General features: G+C 44.5%; 13 protein-coding genes. 1 reads left to right on the top strand and 12 read right to left on the bottom strand.

What is annotated here, in order from left to right; genetic code table 11:
* Window positions 1-2 precede the first annotated feature (2 nt).
* From murG to mraZ, 10 genes are read right to left on the bottom strand one after another with little or no spacing between them, the layout of a single operon-like run.
* Entirely contained in the window at window positions 3-1,070 is a 1,068-nt protein-coding gene (gene murG / locus F9Y84_RS04150) for an undecaprenyldiphospho-muramoylpentapeptide beta-N-acetylglucosaminyltransferase (RefSeq protein ID WP_147389043.1), read from the bottom strand.
* A complete protein-coding gene (gene ftsW / locus F9Y84_RS04145) occupies window positions 1,067-2,242 on the bottom strand; it encodes a cell division protein FtsW (RefSeq protein WP_128731102.1) in 1,176 nt (391 codons plus the stop codon). Before ftsW ends, murG begins: the two co-directional genes overlap by 4 nt.
* Complete coding sequence (gene murD / locus F9Y84_RS04140; RefSeq protein ID WP_147389042.1) at window positions 2,235-3,563, bottom strand: UDP-N-acetylmuramoyl-L-alanine--D-glutamate ligase; 1,329 nt, start codon at window positions 3,561-3,563, stop codon at window positions 2,235-2,237. The genes ftsW and murD overlap by 8 nt, the downstream gene beginning before the upstream one ends.
* Window positions 3,563-4,645, bottom strand: a complete 1,083-nt coding sequence (mraY, locus tag F9Y84_RS04135; RefSeq protein ID WP_147389041.1) for a phospho-N-acetylmuramoyl-pentapeptide-transferase — start codon at window positions 4,643-4,645, stop codon at window positions 3,563-3,565. Before mraY ends, murD begins: the two co-directional genes overlap by 1 nt.
* Window positions 4,639-6,033, bottom strand: a complete 1,395-nt coding sequence (locus F9Y84_RS04130) for a UDP-N-acetylmuramoyl-tripeptide--D-alanyl-D-alanine ligase (protein WP_147389040.1) — start codon at window positions 6,031-6,033, stop codon at window positions 4,639-4,641. Before F9Y84_RS04130 ends, mraY begins: the two co-directional genes overlap by 7 nt.
* Complete coding sequence (gene murE, locus F9Y84_RS04125) at window positions 6,030-7,493, bottom strand: UDP-N-acetylmuramoyl-L-alanyl-D-glutamate--2,6-diaminopimelate ligase (RefSeq protein ID WP_147389050.1); 1,464 nt, start codon at window positions 7,491-7,493, stop codon at window positions 6,030-6,032. Before murE ends, F9Y84_RS04130 begins: the two co-directional genes overlap by 4 nt.
* Complete coding sequence (locus tag F9Y84_RS04120) at window positions 7,486-9,300, bottom strand: peptidoglycan D,D-transpeptidase FtsI family protein (RefSeq protein WP_128731105.1); 1,815 nt, start codon at window positions 9,298-9,300, stop codon at window positions 7,486-7,488. The genes murE and F9Y84_RS04120 overlap by 8 nt, the downstream gene beginning before the upstream one ends.
* Window positions 9,297-9,620, bottom strand: coding sequence for a cell division protein FtsL (gene ftsL, locus F9Y84_RS04115; protein WP_128731106.1), 324 nt, complete (start codon window positions 9,618-9,620; stop codon window positions 9,297-9,299). The genes F9Y84_RS04120 and ftsL overlap by 4 nt, the downstream gene beginning before the upstream one ends.
* Window positions 9,620-10,552, bottom strand: a complete 933-nt coding sequence (gene rsmH, locus F9Y84_RS04110; RefSeq protein WP_125251059.1) for a 16S rRNA (cytosine(1402)-N(4))-methyltransferase RsmH — start codon at window positions 10,550-10,552, stop codon at window positions 9,620-9,622. The genes ftsL and rsmH overlap by 1 nt, the downstream gene beginning before the upstream one ends.
* Before the next feature lie 14 nt (window positions 10,553-10,566).
* Window positions 10,567-11,025 carry a division/cell wall cluster transcriptional repressor MraZ gene (gene mraZ, locus F9Y84_RS04105; protein WP_125251058.1) on the bottom strand — a complete coding sequence of 153 codons (459 nt, stop codon included), beginning with the start codon at window positions 11,023-11,025 and terminating at the stop codon, window positions 10,567-10,569.
* Between the two features lie 438 nt (window positions 11,026-11,463).
* On the opposite strand from mraZ, the gene F9Y84_RS04100 reads away from it, so the two are divergent.
* Window positions 11,464-14,448, top strand: coding sequence for a bifunctional diguanylate cyclase/phosphodiesterase (locus F9Y84_RS04100; RefSeq protein ID WP_211091545.1), 2,985 nt, complete (start codon window positions 11,464-11,466; stop codon window positions 14,446-14,448).
* 17 nt (window positions 14,449-14,465) lie between these two features.
* On the opposite strand, the gene F9Y84_RS04095 is transcribed toward F9Y84_RS04100, so the two are convergent.
* Window positions 14,466-16,130, bottom strand: a complete 1,665-nt coding sequence (locus F9Y84_RS04095) for an alkaline phosphatase (protein WP_147389039.1) — start codon at window positions 16,128-16,130, stop codon at window positions 14,466-14,468.
* 175 nt (window positions 16,131-16,305) lie between these two features.
* Window positions 16,306-17,520, bottom strand: a complete 1,215-nt coding sequence (locus F9Y84_RS04090; RefSeq protein ID WP_147389038.1) for a cation:proton antiporter — start codon at window positions 17,518-17,520, stop codon at window positions 16,306-16,308.
* Window positions 17,521-17,599 lie beyond the last annotated feature (79 nt).

Genomic DNA, 17,599 nt, shown 5'->3' with positions numbered 1-17,599 from the left:
TCCTAATTCGATAATTCTGTACAAATATGGGCAACTTTAGCCGTTGCCTCCGACTTACCGCATTGTCTCGCTTTAGCTGCCATCAGTGCAATTTTTTTCGGCTCAGTGACTAAGGGCAATAATATCTGCGTGAGTGTTTCAGCGCTCAACTGTGATTGCTGTACTAGCTGTGCAGCCCCCGCTGAGACTAAAAACTGAGCATTCGCTGTTTGGTGATCATCAACAGCGTGTGGAAAAGGCACAAATACTGCCATTTTTCCAGCAGCCGCGATTTCACTTACAGTCAAGGCGCCTGCCCGGCAAATTACAATATCTGACCAAGCGTATGCAGTGTCCATATCATGAATGAACTCGCTGACCTCAGCATTAACACCCACATTTTCATAATGTTTTTGCACGTCATTTTGATTGTTTTTGCCGCTTTGATGGCGAACTGCCAGTGATACATCAGGTGCTTGTTGTTGTAACTGAGCCAGCCCTTCAGGTACCACTTCATTGAGTGCTCGTGCGCCAAGCGAGCCTCCCACTATCAATATGTTTAGCGGTACCGAAGGCGATTTTTCTGTTATCTCGGCCACACTCGCTCTCACAGGGTTGCCTACGACATCAGCGAGCTTTTCACTAAATGCGCCTGGAAACCCTGCCAATACTTTGGTGGCAATTTTAGCCAACAGTTTGTTACTCATTCCCGCAACTGCATTTTGCTCGTGGATCACCAAAGGGATCCCAAGCAGTTTTGCAGCCACACCAACAGGCCCCGTCACATAGCCTCCCATAGCCAAAACCACATCGGGCTTACGTTGTCGCAATATCTTTTTGGCTGCAAGTATGGCCTTCAGCACCATAAATGGCGCGGTAATTAAGCGTTTTATACCATTACCACGAACCCCTTTCATGGCAATAAAATCTATCTCAAAGCCGTAACGTGGAACCACGTCGGCTTCCATTCTATCGGCAGTCCCAACCCAGCTCACTAGCCAGGCTTGGCTTTGTAGAAACTGCGCTACAGCAATACCAGGAAAAATGTGCCCTCCTGTACCGCCCGCAACCACAAGAAGACGCTTTGTCATCGCCTACCTCCACGGGATGTTGCTTGCCTTGTCGACATTTTAGTTTCAAAATCAATACGCTGTAGAATAGCAGCCGCAATTGTCATCACCCAAAGACTCGAACCACCATAAGAGATAAATGGCAGAGTGAGGCCTTTGGTGGGCAAGATCCCTGCACTTGCGCCAATATTTACAACGGCTTGAAAAGCAAACCAAATACCAATCCCCAGCGCAAAGTACCCCTCATACTCCTTATTGGCCTTCAGTGCTTTTTGACCAATAAAAAGCGCTCGAGTCACTAACACACCCAGTAAAATGATAATGCTGAATACACCAACAAAGCCGAGCTCTTCAGCGATGACAGCAAAAATAAAGTCGTTATGCGCCTCTGGCAGGTATTGTAGTTTTTGGATGCTATTGCCCAAACCTTGACCAAACCAGCCTCCCTGTCCATAAGCCATCAACGACTGTACTAATTGATAACCGGCACCAAATGGGTCTTCCCAAGGATTTAAAAAACCGACTACTCGCTTCATTCGATAAGGCTCAATGATGATGAGTAACACCACCAAAGAAACCCCTGTTAACATCAAAGTGAAAAACTGCCATAACTTTGCGCCTGCTAAAAATAACAAACCAACCGTTGTGACAAACATGACCACTACAGTTCCTAAGTCAGGCTGCATTAAAATTAAAAATGCGTAAGCCGCAAATACTATCATGGGCTTGGCGAAGCCTTTGATATTCTCTTGTACTTCATCGCGTTTGCGTACCAAATAACCCGCAATATAACTAAAGAAAAATAGCTTTGACGCTTCAGCAACTTGCAGACCAAACGGCCCCAACGGGATCCATCGTCTCGCGCCATTCACTTCTCTGCCGATAATCAGTACTGCAACCAATAATATCAGTCCAAAAAGTAACAAATATGGATTGCTCCGTTTCCACCAAGTCATCGGAATATTTGAGGTAAACCAAAACAGTAAAAAAGAGCCGACTAAAAAAATGACATGCCGAATAGTAAAGTGCAGCGGATTATCAAACAGGCGCTCGGCAACCGGCATTGATGCACTCGTGACCATCACAAACCCCACTCCAATAAGCATCAGCATGCAGTACATCAATGGCACGTCAAACAAGCTTTCGGACTGGCGAGGCGTTAAAGCCTCTCTTAGGTTTGTGATACTAAACAAGCGTGTGTTCCTCCACTAACTGAACGAACTCATCACCGCGAGCCATATAATTTGGATACATATCTATGCTGGCACACGCAGGCGCAAGCAAGACAATATCCCCAATGGTAGCAATACTCTTTGCCGCAATAACCGCTTCTTTAAGATTATTGACTCTATGGCTGTTGCGCAGCAGCGGCATAAACTGCTCACCGTCCTGACCAAAACAAAATAGAGCTTTACAGTGTGCGTTTAGCGGTGCTTTCAACGGTGTTAAATCGGCACCTTTGGCATCACCGCCGGCTATCAAGATAATATTTCGCTTAGTGCTTGCTAATGATTCAATCGCAGCCACCGTTGACCCTACATTGGTGGCTTTCGAATCGTTGAAATAGCGCACGCCAGCAACATCCGCGACCAATTGACAGCGATGAGGTAAGCCACGAAACGCTCCAAATGCAGTGACAAATGCGCTAGTTGGCAGCTGCATCGGCGCCAATAATGCCAACACGGCCAAAGCATTAAACTGATTGTGTTTACCCACCATCGCAAGCGAGCTTACAGGCAATAATGGCGTTTGCTTGTAGGCAAAATAAGGTTCGTGTGCCACCTTCATCAAATGATAATCCCCTTCAGTGAGGGATACACTGCTGCCTTGACCATGTTCTGCAAAGGTATGTTGATCTTCAGCATTAAAAACAATATGTTCAACATGCTGATAAATACGCTGCTTGGCTTTAATATAGGCCTGAAAATCTGGATACCTGTCCATATGATCTTCTGTAATATTCAAGATCATCGCAGACAAACAAGCTAAGCTGTGGGTTGTTTCTAGCTGAAAACTAGATAGCTCCAACACATACACATCGCGTTCATCATCAAGTATTGACAGTACTGACGTGCCAATATTTCCGCCAAGTCCAACTTTTAACCCTGCGGCTTTGAGTACTTCTGTTGCTAAACTCACCACTGTCGACTTGCCATTTGACCCAGTTACAGCAATAACAGGGCGAGTGTTCAGTCGAGCAAATAGTTCAATATCACCAATTACCTCCACTCCCTTAGCAATAGCCTGTGCCACGCTCTGTTCAAAAAGCGGGATCCCTGGGCTGATAATGATAAGGTCGGTCTGTGCCAAAGCGGCATCTGCAAGGTTGCCAAATACCGCCTCACAATCCGGTGCATTATGATTCAGCCAATCTGCACAGGGAGGAACCGGACGGCTATCTACCACCTTTGGATTGATACCGTGCGACAACAAAAAACGCACAATCCCTTGTCCTGTGACGCCAAGCCCCAGTACGGTGATATGTTTTTTTTGTAATTGTTCAATATACGTCATTATCTAATCTTCAACGTGGCAAGACCTGCTAGCACCAAAATGATTGAAATGATCCAAAAGCGCACGATCACGCGAGGTTCAGGCCAGCCTTTTAGTTCATAGTGATGATGAATAGGTGCCATTCTAAAAATTCTCTGTCCTCGGAGCTTGTACGAGCCAACTTGTAAAATAACGGACAGTGCCTCCATAACAAATACGCCACCCATAATGATCAACACCAATTCTTGGCGCACCAGAATTGCAATAATGCCAAGTGCACCACCAAGGGCTAACGAGCCAACATCCCCCATAAACACTTGTGCGGGATAAGTGTTAAACCATAAAAAGCCAAGTCCAGCACCAACAATTGCAGTACAGACCACCACCAACTCACTTGTTAGTGGTAAATGAGGAATATGAAGGTAGCTTGAGAAATTCGCGTTACCAGTCACATAAGCGATAATGGCAAGAGCCGAAGCAACCAAGATAGTTGGTACTATCGCCAGCCCATCAAGACCGTCTGTAAGGTTAACGGCATTTGAAGTGCCCACAATCACAAAATAGCTCATCACCAAGTAGAACAAACCAAGTTGCGGCAGGACATCTTTCAAAAATGGTACAACTAGGGTTGTTTCAGCCGCATTGGTTGAGGTGATGTATAAAAATGCAGTGGTAGAGATTGCGATCACTGACTGCCAAAAGTATTTCCAACGGGCGATAAGGCCTTTACTATCTTTTCGGATCACTTTGCGATAATCATCAACAAAACCCACAATACCCAAACTGCCGATCACAAACAGCGTTACCCATACATATTTGTTACTCAAATCTCCCCAAAGTAACGTGCTGGTAAAAATAGCTGCAAGGATCAAAATCCCGCCCATGGTTGGTGTACCAGATTTAGAAAGATGAGATTCAGGGCCATCATCGCGTACTGTTTGTCCAATCTGCATGCGCTGTAGTGCCGCAATAAGTTTTGGACCGAAATATAAAGAGATCATCAAGGCTGTTAAAATACCTAAAATCGCTCTTAAAGTGAGGTAAGAAAAAACGTTAAACCCCGAATAGTATTGGGTAAGATACTCGGCTAGCCAAACTAACATGTTACTTCTCCTGTCTCGCTATCCGACTGGCCAGCGTTTACTAATTCTTCAACCAGCAATTCCATCCGCGCGCTACGTGATCCTTTTACAATGACCGTGCATCGGCCTGATTGCTCAGCCAACACTACTTTTAACGCCTTCATCAAACTTTCTCTTGTGGAGAAATGACGATTTGGTTTTTCAAATACATTACTGGCGCTACTACTTAGCACCCCCAAAGAAAACAACTCATCAATGCCTTGCTGTTTCGCGTACTCGCCTACTTCTTTGTGATACTCACGAGCCCCTTCACCAAGCTCAGCCATATCACCTAGCGCTAATACTTTATATCCTGACATCGAAGCCAGTAAATCAATGGCGGCATTGACCGACTTGACATTGGCATTGTAAGTATCATCAACAACTCGTAGCGTATCTGACACTTGGATCATGTTGACTCGGCCTTTCACTTCAGCCATCTGTGCAAGACCCGTAGCCACTTCTTCAAGACTGGCACCTAACTCAGTTGTTAACGCCGCAGCAATGAGCGCATTACTGACATTGTGTTGTCCTGAAAGTGGTAAGCTAACCCTGACACTCTGGTTGTCTCGGCATAACTTAAAGGTAGGTCTAGCCAACTCGTCTAGCGCCACCTCGTCCACCCATATGTCGAGCTGTTCATGCAAGCTATAACGTTTAACATTCGTGACAGTTAGGTTTTCTTGCCACATCGCAGCGTAATCGCTATCAGCGTTAATCACAGCGACACCATTTACCTTTAGGCCTGAAAAGATTTCCCCTTTGGCTTTACCTACACCATCTATTGAGCCAAACCCTTCAATGTGTGCAGGTGCAACGTTGCATACAGTGGCAACATCAGGACTCACGAGCGCGGTGGTATAGGCTATTTCCCCTAAATGATTAGCACCTAATTCAACCACTGCATATTGATCTTCTTCAGTCAACCGCAGCAAGGTTAAAGGAACACCTATATCATTGTTAAAATTACCTTTTGTTGCTAACACTTTGCCTTTTTGCGCTAAAATAGCAGCGCACATTTCCTTTACCGTGGTTTTTCCAACACTGCCGGTGATCGCAATGGTTTTAGGCGCCACAGTGTCAATCACAGCTTTACCAATTTGACCTAAAGCAATACGGGTGTCATCAACGACAAACTGCACTAAATCAATATCTTCATCGGGGCAAGATACAATAGCCGCTATCGCGCCCCGCGCCTTAGCCACTTCCAAAAAGCGATGGCCATCAAAGTTAGGCCCTTTAAGCGCTAAAAATACTTCTCCAGACTCAATGGTTCTGGTGTCCGTATTGATGTTAGCGACTGCCAAATTCTCCCCGTTGTAAGAGGTTTTTAAGACTGCTGCAAGCCAAGAGAAATCCATCTTGATCATGCCTTTTCCCCTTTTAAAATCGCTGTAACACATTGCCTATCGCAAAAATCAATGCGCTCAGTACCTATAATCTGATAATCTTCATGACCTTTACCCGCGATCAACACCACACTATTTTTATCAGCCAGCGCTATCGCGTGTTGAATGGCCAGCCCTCTATCTGGCTGGCAGACAGCATACTCAGGGTTGATGAGTCCTGCCTTAATATCTGCAATGATTACATTAGGATCTTCACTGCGAGGATTGTCACTGGTGATCACCAATTTATCCGCAAACTTTTCCGCCGCTCGGGCCATCTCAGGACGTTTGCCTTTGTCTCTATCACCACCACACCCAAACACACAGATAAGTTCGCCTGGGACATGTGCACGTAATGCTTGTAACGCTAGCGCTAAAGCGTCGGGGGTATGGGCATAATCGACAATACAAGTTGGCTTTTCTGGTGCACTATAAGGCTCCATACGCCCAGCTACCGGCGATAATTTAACGCAGGCACAGGCTAGTGTTTCGAGACTTTCTCCTTGAAGGAGTAAGCTGGCAAACGCAGCAGTTAAGTTATACAGGTTAAACTCACCATAGAGTGGCACGTTAATTTGACACTCACCCCAGCTGGTTTTTAATGTCGCGCTCAAACCATGCGGATGTGTTGATACTGCATCAAAAAATACGTATTGCTTGAACGCATGTTTTGCATCCCAGCGCCCGTAAGCAACGAGAGTTTCATCATTGAGGGCATGCGCCCAGCTAGCGCCAACCTCGTCATCAATGTTGATGACCTTGTGCTTAGGCGCACAACGAGTAAAAAGTAATTTTTTGGCTTCTGCGTAGCTTTGCATATCACCATGATAATCAAGGTGATCACGAGTCAGGTTAGTGAAAATCGCCACATCAAAGTTACACTCATCAACGCGCCCCTGAACTAAACCGTGAGAGGAAACCTCCATAGCTACGTGCGTAAAATCGCGGCTCAACGTAGCGAGAATACGTTGTAAGTCGACATTTGATGGCGTGGTATTTGCCAATGGAATAAGTGTATCAGGATGACCAAAGCCAAGAGTCCCAACCACCGCTCCTGCGCGGCCAATTAAAGTGGCTAAATTAGCAATCATGGCAGTAGTCGTAGACTTGCCGTTGGTACCGGTCACCCCTGTTAATTTCAGCTTTTTGCTTGGCTGGCAATAAAATTGGGCAGCGATAGCCCCTAGTTTCTCAGTTAGGTTATCCACAAAAATAACCTGCTCTGGTGCCACATTTGGTTCACTTGCTGTTTCAGCTAATACGCACTTAGCTCCTTGCGCAATTGCACTGGCAGCATATTTAGCGCCGTTTTGGGTATGCCCCTGTAACGCAATAAAGCAATCTCCAGGTTCAATCGCTCTACTATCAATTCGTAAGTTCTTAACTTCAATAGTATGAGTATTGACTCCAAATTCACTTAATATTTGAGCCAAATCACGCATCATTATCGGCTCCTGAAACATACGCTACACGCCCTTTATCTGGCGCTACATTTAAAATTCTTAGTGCATTAGACATGATTTCTGCAAAAGCCGGTCCCGCAGTTTGGCCGCCGTAATAAACATCACCTGCTGGCTCATTAACCATAACAACCACCGCAAGTCGCGGATCGCTCACCGGTGCAACCCCCGCGAAATAACCGACATACTCATCACCATAGCCGCCTGCTACTGCTTTTTCTGAAGTACCGGTTTTCCCCGCAGCGCGATACCCATCAACTTTTACGTTATGGGCGGTGCCGCCACGCTCAAACACAGATTCCATCATTTCCACTACAGCTTGAGTATCTTGCTCGCTAAATATACGTCTCCCCTCTGGGACTTCGTCTTGCTTCACTATGGTCAAAGGTCTCAATATGCCCCCAGCGCCAAACATGGCATATAACCTTGCCATTTGTGCCGTACTCACAGAAACCGCGTAGCCATAGGACAAGGTTGCTATTTCGAAGTTAGACCAGCGACGGTTTGGATAAAACAATCCGGCGCTTTCACCAATCATATTTGACCCTGTCGGTTCGCCAAAACCAGCTTGTTGATATAAATTGATGAATGCTTCTTTCGGTAGCATTTGCGAAATTTTAGCCACCCCCATATTACTGGAGATTTTAAGAATTTCTCTGAGGCTTAGCTCCCCATTATTACGTGTATCTTTAACTAACCCACCACTTAAGTTCATCCAACCAGGGTGTGTATTTATCGTGTCATTAGCTTGGATTGCGCCATAATGTAATCCTGCTAACACCGCCAAAGGCTTTAGTGTTGAACCTGGCTCAAATAAGTCTGTCATGGCGCGATTACGACGTTTATAGGGCGCTGCCGTGCTCAGATCATTAGGATTAAAACTTGGACTGTTTACTAAAGCTAAAATTTCACCAGTGTGAACATCTACTACTATTGCTGAGCCAGAAGTCGCCTTGTAGCTCAAAACTGCGGATTTGAGCGCTCGGTATGCGATGGCTTGAATACGTAAATCAATACTTAAGTACACATCTTCAGGCTCAACCCGTTGTTCTTCAGATAAAACCTGAACCTCACGGCCTTGAGCATCTTTACGGATTGTTCGTTTACCAGCAGTGCCGGTGAGTGCAGAATCAAACATCCGCTCCACACCTTCAATACCTTTGCCGTCAATATCGGTTACACCTATCATATGTGCCGTGACTTCACCACTTGGGTAAAAGCGCTTAGACTCATCAAGCAGGTGAACGCCTGGTAGGCGCATTTGACGAATATAATTAGCGACGACTGCTGTCACTTGCCGCTTTAAATAAACAAAACGACGGCTTGGGTCTCCCCTAAGCCGTTCATCTACACTTTGTGGTTTTAGCCTGAGCACATCGGCTAGTTCTTTCCAACGGATCTCATCGTCATACCAAGCTTGTTTTCGCAATGTCAGCTCTGGCTCATTTTGTGCCAATGCCTTGTGGTCTTCTCCCTCTTTGCGAGCTTTACGGAGTACCTTTTTTGCCAACGCTTTATCGATCGCCAAAGGATCAGCATACACACTTACCACAGGTACGCTTACCGCTAGCTCTTTGCCATTTCGGTCAAAAATCATCCCGCGCTGAACATTTAACTTTTCAACACGAACTGTACGCTTTTCGTTTTCTTTAATCGCTTTATCAGGCTCTATGACTTGCAAAAATGCCGCTCGTGCGACCAAAGTCATAAAAACCATAAGCATCACGCCACATACCAGCGCAAAGCGCCAAGTGATGATTGATTGAGTCTTTTGCTTTGGCTTATTCATGGCAGCACAATCACCTGTTCGTCTTTACTTGTTGGACGTTTCATTTCTAGCTGCATTTTGGCAATCTCTTCAATCCTTGCATGCTGTGAATAAAATTCCTCTTCAACAACGAGGTAACGCCATTGCAGATCTAATTCATCACGTTGCTGTAATAGCTCATCTTGTAGTATTAATTGTTGCCTAGTTAAATGTGTGATCTGAACAACACAAAGTGCAGAAATCAAGATCGTCACCAGCAACAACGCCGTCAGCTTATTAGAAATTAAGAAGTGGCTAATTTCGACAAACAGATTCGGTTGGCGTTGCTTGCTGGCATTCATTAGAGCTTCTCCGCCACTCGCAATACCGAGCTGCGAGAGCGTGGGTTCAGTGCAATCTCTTGATCGCTCGGTTTAATGGCTTTACCCACGGCCTTTAAGGTGAGATTTTGTTTAAGTTGTTCATCCGTTAAAGGCAGACCTCTGGGTATCGCCTCTCCCTTACTCTGCTTCTTGATAAACTGCTTTACGATACGATCTTCTAAGGAATGGAACGAGATCACCACTAACCGCCCACCAGGTTTTAATACCGCTAGGGAGGCTTGCAATGCCGTCTGAATTTCTTCTAACTCACTGTTAATGTAAATTCGAATAGCTTGAAAAGTGCGAGTTGCGGGGTGCTTGTGCTTATCTTTTACAGGCACAGCATCATCAATTAATTGCGCTAATTGCGCCGTGGTGGTAATTGCGGTGTGCTCGCGTGTTTCGATGATTTTACGTGCAATACGGGTGGCAAACTTCTCTTCACCGTATTTTTTTATCACAAACACCATTTCTTCTAGCTCAGCTTCAGCGAGCCATTGAGCAGCACTTCGACCCGAATCAGGATCCATCCGCATATCCAGTGGCCCGTCTTTCATAAAACTAAAACCACGATCGGCATCGTCAAGTTGAGGAGAAGACACGCCTATATCCAGTAAAATACCGTCGACTTGACCTAAAATTCCAGCCTCTTCAGCGACTGATTTTATTTCTGAAAAACGACTGCGCGCGATTGCAAAGCGCGTATCATCAGCAAACTTCTGAGCAGCTTTGATCGCTTGAGGATCCTGATCAATCGCTTGCAAACGCCCAGAGGTTAATCGCTTGAGGATTTCGCCTGAGTGCCCACCTCGTCCAAATGTTCCGTCGATATAAATACCTTCGGGATTGATTGCTAGAGCATCTAATGTCTCGGCCATTAACACCGAAATATGCTTAAACTCTTCGCTCATTAATTTATCTACCCCTACAAGGAAAAGTTTTCCAATTCAGGGCTTTCCTCAAAGTTTCCTGAATGTTCAATTTCAGTATCTGCTTGCATTTGCTGATACCAGCGTTCTTCATCCCAAATTTCAAATTTATTTAGCAATCCAACTAGCATAATTTTTTTCCCAAGCTGTGCATGTGCTCGTAGTGCCGGAGCTAATAAAATTCTGCCGTTTTTATCTAGTTGGTATTCTGTAGCATGACCGAGCAACATGCGTTGCCAGCGCCTTACTCTGGGATTGGTGTTAGAGATGCGACTTAATTTGGTCTCAATTTCTAGCCATTCGGTGAGTGGGTAAAGCCACAAACAAGGTTCATTGATCGCAATAGTACAAATAACCGTCCCCTGAGCTTCAGACAGCAGCGGTTGACGGTACTTGGTTGGTACCGCAAAGCGCCCTTTGTCATCCAAAGCTAGCGAACTTGCACCTCGAAACATGAGTGACCCTATTTATAAGTTGGCTGATCCAGTTTGAACCACTAAAACCCACTTTTTACCACAGAAGAACAGTTTAGGGCTTGACAAGCACTTTTGTCAAGCTAAGTCGGTACCTTTAACACCTTTGCAAGCCAGAAAAATCGCGGGATTTGTGGAAGATCATGAATTTGGTGGAAAAAAGTGGAGAACAGAAAAAACACCAATAATTTTGACTTGATAATCATCTCATACTTTAAAATTAGAAATTAAAAATTCCTAACTTCAAGGAGAGTGTGACAGTCCCAAAAACAGTGAATTATTTATGCAAATTTGCTTGGTTGTCCCCTTTGGATTCGGTATCATTCGCGCTCTTTGATCAGCTCCACAGGTGGGATTATTCTAAATTCTTCAATAAAGTTTCGATTTTATCGCTTACTTGTTCTACTCTGCTTACCATGTTTGATCATTATTTTATTCTTATTATGTGAGCAACGTCAGCAGGCGTTAACACAACAGTCACAGCAAGCTTTACATTATGCTAAGCAGGTTGCGGCTATCCAACAGGTAGAGCTTGCCGATACAGAACTTGTGTTGCAGCAATTATCGACTCGTATTGACCACCTTAAAGTAGACAATGGCAATTGCCCTGCCCTTTTGTATCATGCGATGCTTCTCAGCCCAAATTTGGCGAACCTAGGCATAGTCAACGCCCAAGGAGATGTTCTCTGCACCACGCACCAAACCGGACAAGGTGCCATTAATATTGCTGACAGAGGCTATTTTAAAGCGGCCATGCGCACCGCCAAATTCAGTGTCGGTGAATACCAGATAGACAGAAGCATGCAGCGCGCTACCGTGAACTTTGCACTGCCTATTTATGATCAACAGCAGCAGTTTTTGTTTATGCTCGTTGCCGTAAAAGGCTTGACTCATTGGAGTCAAACCCTTGCAAAACTACCTTTGCCTGTTGGGACGCGCGTTATGATAGCTGATGCAAAAGATCAGATCATTGCACAATACCCAGCCTCTAAGGCTGAGCTTGGTCGCGCTGTAAGTACAGCTTGGCCTCGCAATTTGCAACAGCAAGCAACCTTACTTAAAACGCCACAAGGCAACCGCTTAGTCTATGTTAAACAACCTTTAGATAGCAGCGGCCGCGCTTTACAAATTTATTTTAGTTTTGATTTTGAATCTCAGTTAAGCAAGATTGACAACCGCTTTGCCATATTCTTGGGGATTTTCTTTTCGGTGGTCGCCCTGTTATTTTGGCAAACACATTGGCAGCTAAAACAGCAACTGCTTAAACCATTACGAACTTTAACGCACGCCATTGCCAAATTAGAATCCGGTAAACAAGACTCTGATTTTGAAGCTACAAAAGTACCGAGTGAGTTTGAGCATATTGCTGAACGTTTTGCACACATGGCAAGAACGAGGCTAGCCGCAGAAGATAACGCCAACCACAGACTCGCGGTAGTCAGAGCGTTGATTAATGCCTTACCAGATAGTTATGTACGCCTAGACCAACACGCACAAATTTTGTCTCGATATGGTGCTTACACAGATGGTGCTCACACCCTAGAGGCACTGTTGCCCGAGCATATATACAAGAGGATCTGTGCAGAGCTCGCGATGTTAAACGATGACACCTACGTACAACTGGAGTTTTCCCCCACAGCCAATCAAGTTGTTGAGTGTCGCCTGTGTGCGATTGAGTCACACCCTCAAGCCCTGCTTATTTTTCGTGATATTAGTCAGCGTAAACACCAAGAAGAAGCCTTAAATCTGGCGGCGCTAGTTTACAATAACAGTAGCGAGTGCATGATAATTACCGACGCTAATGGCTTTATATTAGACGCTAACCTTGCATTTACTAAAGTGACAGGATACACCCGTGCAGAAGTATTAGGTAAATCAACCTCCATACTAAGCTCTGGGCAGCATGATCACAGCTTCTATAAACTTATGTGGAAACAATTAAATGAACATGGTCGCTGGCAAGGTGAAATCGTTAATCGCAAGAAAAATGGTGAACTGTATACCGAGTGGTTAACCATCGACAGTGTCTATGACAAGAATCGAGAGATCTACCGTCGTGTTGCTATTTTCACCGATATTACAGAAATAAAACGAAAAGATGCGCTAATTTGGCGACAGGCGCATTTTGACGAACTAACAGATCTGCACAATCGCGTTGGCCTCAAAAAGCACCTGAAAAAGCAAGTTAATAGTAGCAAACGACGCACGGCTGTATTACTACTAGATCTCGATAATTTTAAAGATATTAACGATACTTTAGGTCACTATTACGGTGATTTATTACTAAAATCCGTGGCCGAGCGGCTCAAAAAAATCTCACCGCAGGCGTTTTTATCACGTATTGGTGGTGATGAGTTTGTGTTTGTCCTACCTGATGATAAGGATAAAACCGAGTGTAAGGCACTCGCCGCGCAAATTCAGTCCGCATTAAAACAGCCATTTGAGATCCAAGATGAGCAGTGCCACATTACTGCGAGTATTGGAATTGCCGCGACCCCAAACGACGGTAATGGCGCTGAGTCACTATTAAAAGCCGCCGACCAAGCAATGTATCGAGCGAAGCAACAAGGCCGCAACGGCTATGTCATCTTTGATGATACTTTGCGAAAAGTAGCAGAATCAAGAATGCAAATGCTTAAAGGTATCCGAACAGCGCTCAATCACAGCCAGTTTGAAATGCACTATCAGCCGATTGTGTCATTGCATGACAACCATATTGTAAAAGCAGAAGCACTGATACGATGGCGTCATCCTGAGCAAGGTATGGTAAGCCCAGCTGAGTTTATTCCCTTAGCTGAAGAAACCCAATTAATTCACAATATTGGTGATTTTGCTTTCACACAATCACTGGATACCCTGACTCAGTTACAGCACTTAGGTCATGATACCCAAATAAGTATTAATGTATCTCCGGTACAATTTGCCGCGAAAAACTGCACACTTGCATCTTGGCATGACAAATTAACCACGTTAAACATCGCTGCAAAGCAAGTCGTGCTCGAAGTTACTGAAGGTATGATGCTGCATAATGATAGTCGTACTAAGCAACGTGTTGAGCGACTAAAACAACATGGTTTTCAATTTGCACTTGATGACTTTGGCACCGGTTATTCTTCTTTGGCTTATTTACAACAATTAGATTGCCATTTTGTAAAAATAGATAAGCGCTTTGTGGACAGTATCGCCACTAATGAAGACGATTTAACACTTTGTGAGACCATCATTCTAATGGCACATCGATTGGGCTTACGTGTTATTGCTGAAGGCGTCGAAACAGCCACTCAACATCAACTGCTAAAACAAGCAGGATGCGACTTTGGTCAAGGCTATTACTATTCAAAGCCGCTACCACAAAATGAGTTTCTGGCCTTAATGACAGAAAAAAGCCACATTGCTGTGGCTTAATGAGTTTTGAGCTTGGTTTATTCAGTTAAACCAAGCGCAGTCATCATTTTATTAGCAATATCAACGTGATGCTGCATCGTTGAAAATTGCTTAGTTACCCCTTCTGGGCCATAAGCATAAACAGGGACAGGGGCAGCGGTATGGGTGCCCGTGCCCCAAACAACGTTTTGCTCTGACGCAAGCGCTCGTGCAATTTTACCTGTATAGTCTTCTTTCGCATACACATAGAAATCACTAAAGTCTTCAAACGCAGGGATCATATCCGCGCTATTTTCATCGTATACGCTCTGACCAACTTTTGCCGCGTTATCTAGCGTCACTGTATACGCTGTCATATCTGCAATTGTTGCTTGCCACGTTGAGCCAGACACATTCTCATAGGCTTCATCTGGAGCTGCTGCCGCTAGAATATCGAAGAAGGTGCCCGTTTGTGCGTAAAGCTTGTCTAATTGCGCAAGTGGGCCAAAGTTAAACTTGGGGTGATATTCTTTTGCAACACCGTTAACATACATACCATCACCAGACAGCGTCTGTGCTTCTGGTCGCTCATGCTTTGAATAACTAAAACCAAAACTGCCCGTTTCATGGTCTGCAGTCACAACGACTAGTGTATCGTTACGGTCTTTTACCCATTCATGCACAGCTTCAACAGCTTCATCAAATTTAAGCAGCTCGTTTAACATCCAACCCGCATCGTTTGCGTGACCCGCCCAATCAATTTGACCACCTTCAATCATTAAGAAAAAGCCATCTTCATCTTTAGATAAAATATCTAAAGCCTTAATTGTCATTTCTTTTAGTGAAGGCTGTGTACAGCTGTCGTTTTGTTGACAAGCTTTATAAGCAATGGCGTCATTCATACCTGAGTTTGCAAATAGACCAAGTACTTTCTCACCTTCCAAACTATTTAGCTGTGCTTTATCAAAAGCAAGGCCATAACCGTGCTGCTCTTTTGCTTCAACAACGAGATTTGTTTCATCACCACGCTTTGATTTTTTATACACACTACTTGGCATACCAAGCGCATCAAACTGAGCTTTAAGCTCTGCATTATCTGGTGTACTCTTTGGTAAAAATACACGCGCACCACCAGATAGCATCACATCAACATTGCCTGAACGTACCAACTGTTCGGCGATTTCTGCTTCATAAGAACGATGCGGCATATGTGCGGCGAAAGCCGCAGGTGTTGCATGAGTGATACGGGTGTCAGACACAAGACCTGTTGCTTTACCGGCTGCTTTAGCTTTTTCTAAGATAGTTGCAACTTTATTACCTTCGGCATCAAGACCTATCATTTCAGAGCCAGCTGCAATGCCTGTAGCTAACTGTGTTGCAGAACAAGCGGAATCAGTCACAAGGCTGCCTGTTGCCCCATGCGGCGCATTAAGCGATAGACCCAAATGACCACCCGCAGCAAGTTTAGAAAGCGCTGTTTGGTTGCCTTTATTTTTATAAGTAGAGTTTGGCGCGCGCTGAGCGTATTCTTCAAGTAAGCCAACTTGCTGTGGTCCCATACCGTCGCCGATCATAAGGATCACATTCTTTACTTGTGTCACTTCTTGCACTGGAACCTCTTTGATGACTTCAACTTCTTTGATCACCTCAACGGTTTTAGTATCGTCATCACACGCGGTAAGTAATATTGCAGAGATAGCAACTGTAAGTAACTTTTTATTCATTGTACTGTTCCTGAAACGTAATATTTGTCTGTAAGGCAGGCACAGTCTAGGCGCGTTACATGACTTTTTTATTTCAGCAAAGTGACAAAAATTATATTACTTTACAATTAGTTATAATATAACAATACAATTTTGGCGCGAAGTTACTCTGTATAGTTTTCATGATGTAGAGTCATCACTCTCTGCCTAAAGTACTGGTAAATAATTTAGAAATGGGTCGACTAGATAGCCCAAATACAAAAATGCTCAGCAACACCGTTGCCATCGCCACTTGAGTAATTAGCAAACCATTTGGCAACTCTTCGCTGAGTAGCATTAAGGTTAGCACCACCGACGCCAAGCCTTTAGGGCCAAACCATGCTAAAGTAAAACGCTCTTTGGTTGTCAGATCACCACCTAATAAACAAAGGTATACTGGGAGCAATCTAAATAAGGCGGTCGCCAACACTGCGTACACCCAAACCTGCCACTCTGTGACTGCCAAAAGCACCACACTGGCCGACAAACCAAACACAATCCAAATGATAAAAGCCGCAAATTCAGCGAGGTGTTCCCCTTCCTCGATAAGCTGATCTTTAAACGCATCACGATAATATTTATCAAACAGCAAACCGCAGACAAATGCAGCAATAAAACCGCTGCCATGCAGTACTTGGGTTACCGAGAAAACTAAAAAAGCGATACCAACAAAGAGAAAAGGGCTGGTTTTAGACGCAAAAAAATGATGTTGATAGGCACGTTTAAGTAACCAAATGATCGCCCCGGTCAGTAACCCCGAGACAACAAGTGCAGTCCCTACTTCTCGTATAAAAATCCCAGCAAATGATTCAGTTGTCGCTTGCGTTCGCTCAGCTAATACTCCCAGTAAGAACAGAAATACCGGAATACATAGGCCATCATTTAGGCCACTTTCTACATTAATTGCCTCACGGAATCTGGTGGGCACAGACTTATCCTGAATGAAGGTTTTGCATAAAGTGGCATCGGTTGGAGTGATTATTACCGCAATTAAAAAGCAAGCCAACCAAGATAACTGAAACAGCTCATGAGCTATCCAAGCACCGAATACCATTGTTAATGGCAGCCCGAGCAATAATTTAACTGGTAGCTGGAAACTGTGGGATAGCACCCGTAGTCGTGTTTTTGCAGCATCGGAGAATAGATAAATCGCAAGCGTCAGCTCAATAACTGGCAGCAGTGTTTGTAAACCATCAATATCAACAGCGAATGCCTGCTGTCCATCCTCAGTATTACCAAGCGCTAACCCGATAACTCCACCGGTTAGCATAAACCACATCGGGGCGGTGAGCTCCGCCCTATCTAGTTGTCTAGCTGTGATGCTATAGATAAAAAGAGAAAGTCCAATCGCCGCAATCAAAGCATAAATCACGTTGCCATTCCTTTACTGAAAACCGGTTGCTGATAACGCGAGTATGACAAACCTTATTCAGTTAAGCCAAACATCTAAT

The sequence above is a fragment of the Pseudoalteromonas peptidolytica genome (genome assembly GCF_012641745.1).
Classification (GTDB): Bacteria; Pseudomonadota; Gammaproteobacteria; order Enterobacterales; family Alteromonadaceae; genus Pseudoalteromonas; species Pseudoalteromonas peptidolytica.
Note: the sequence above shows the minus strand (reverse complement) of the source record. Positions and strands in the feature narration are given on the sequence as shown.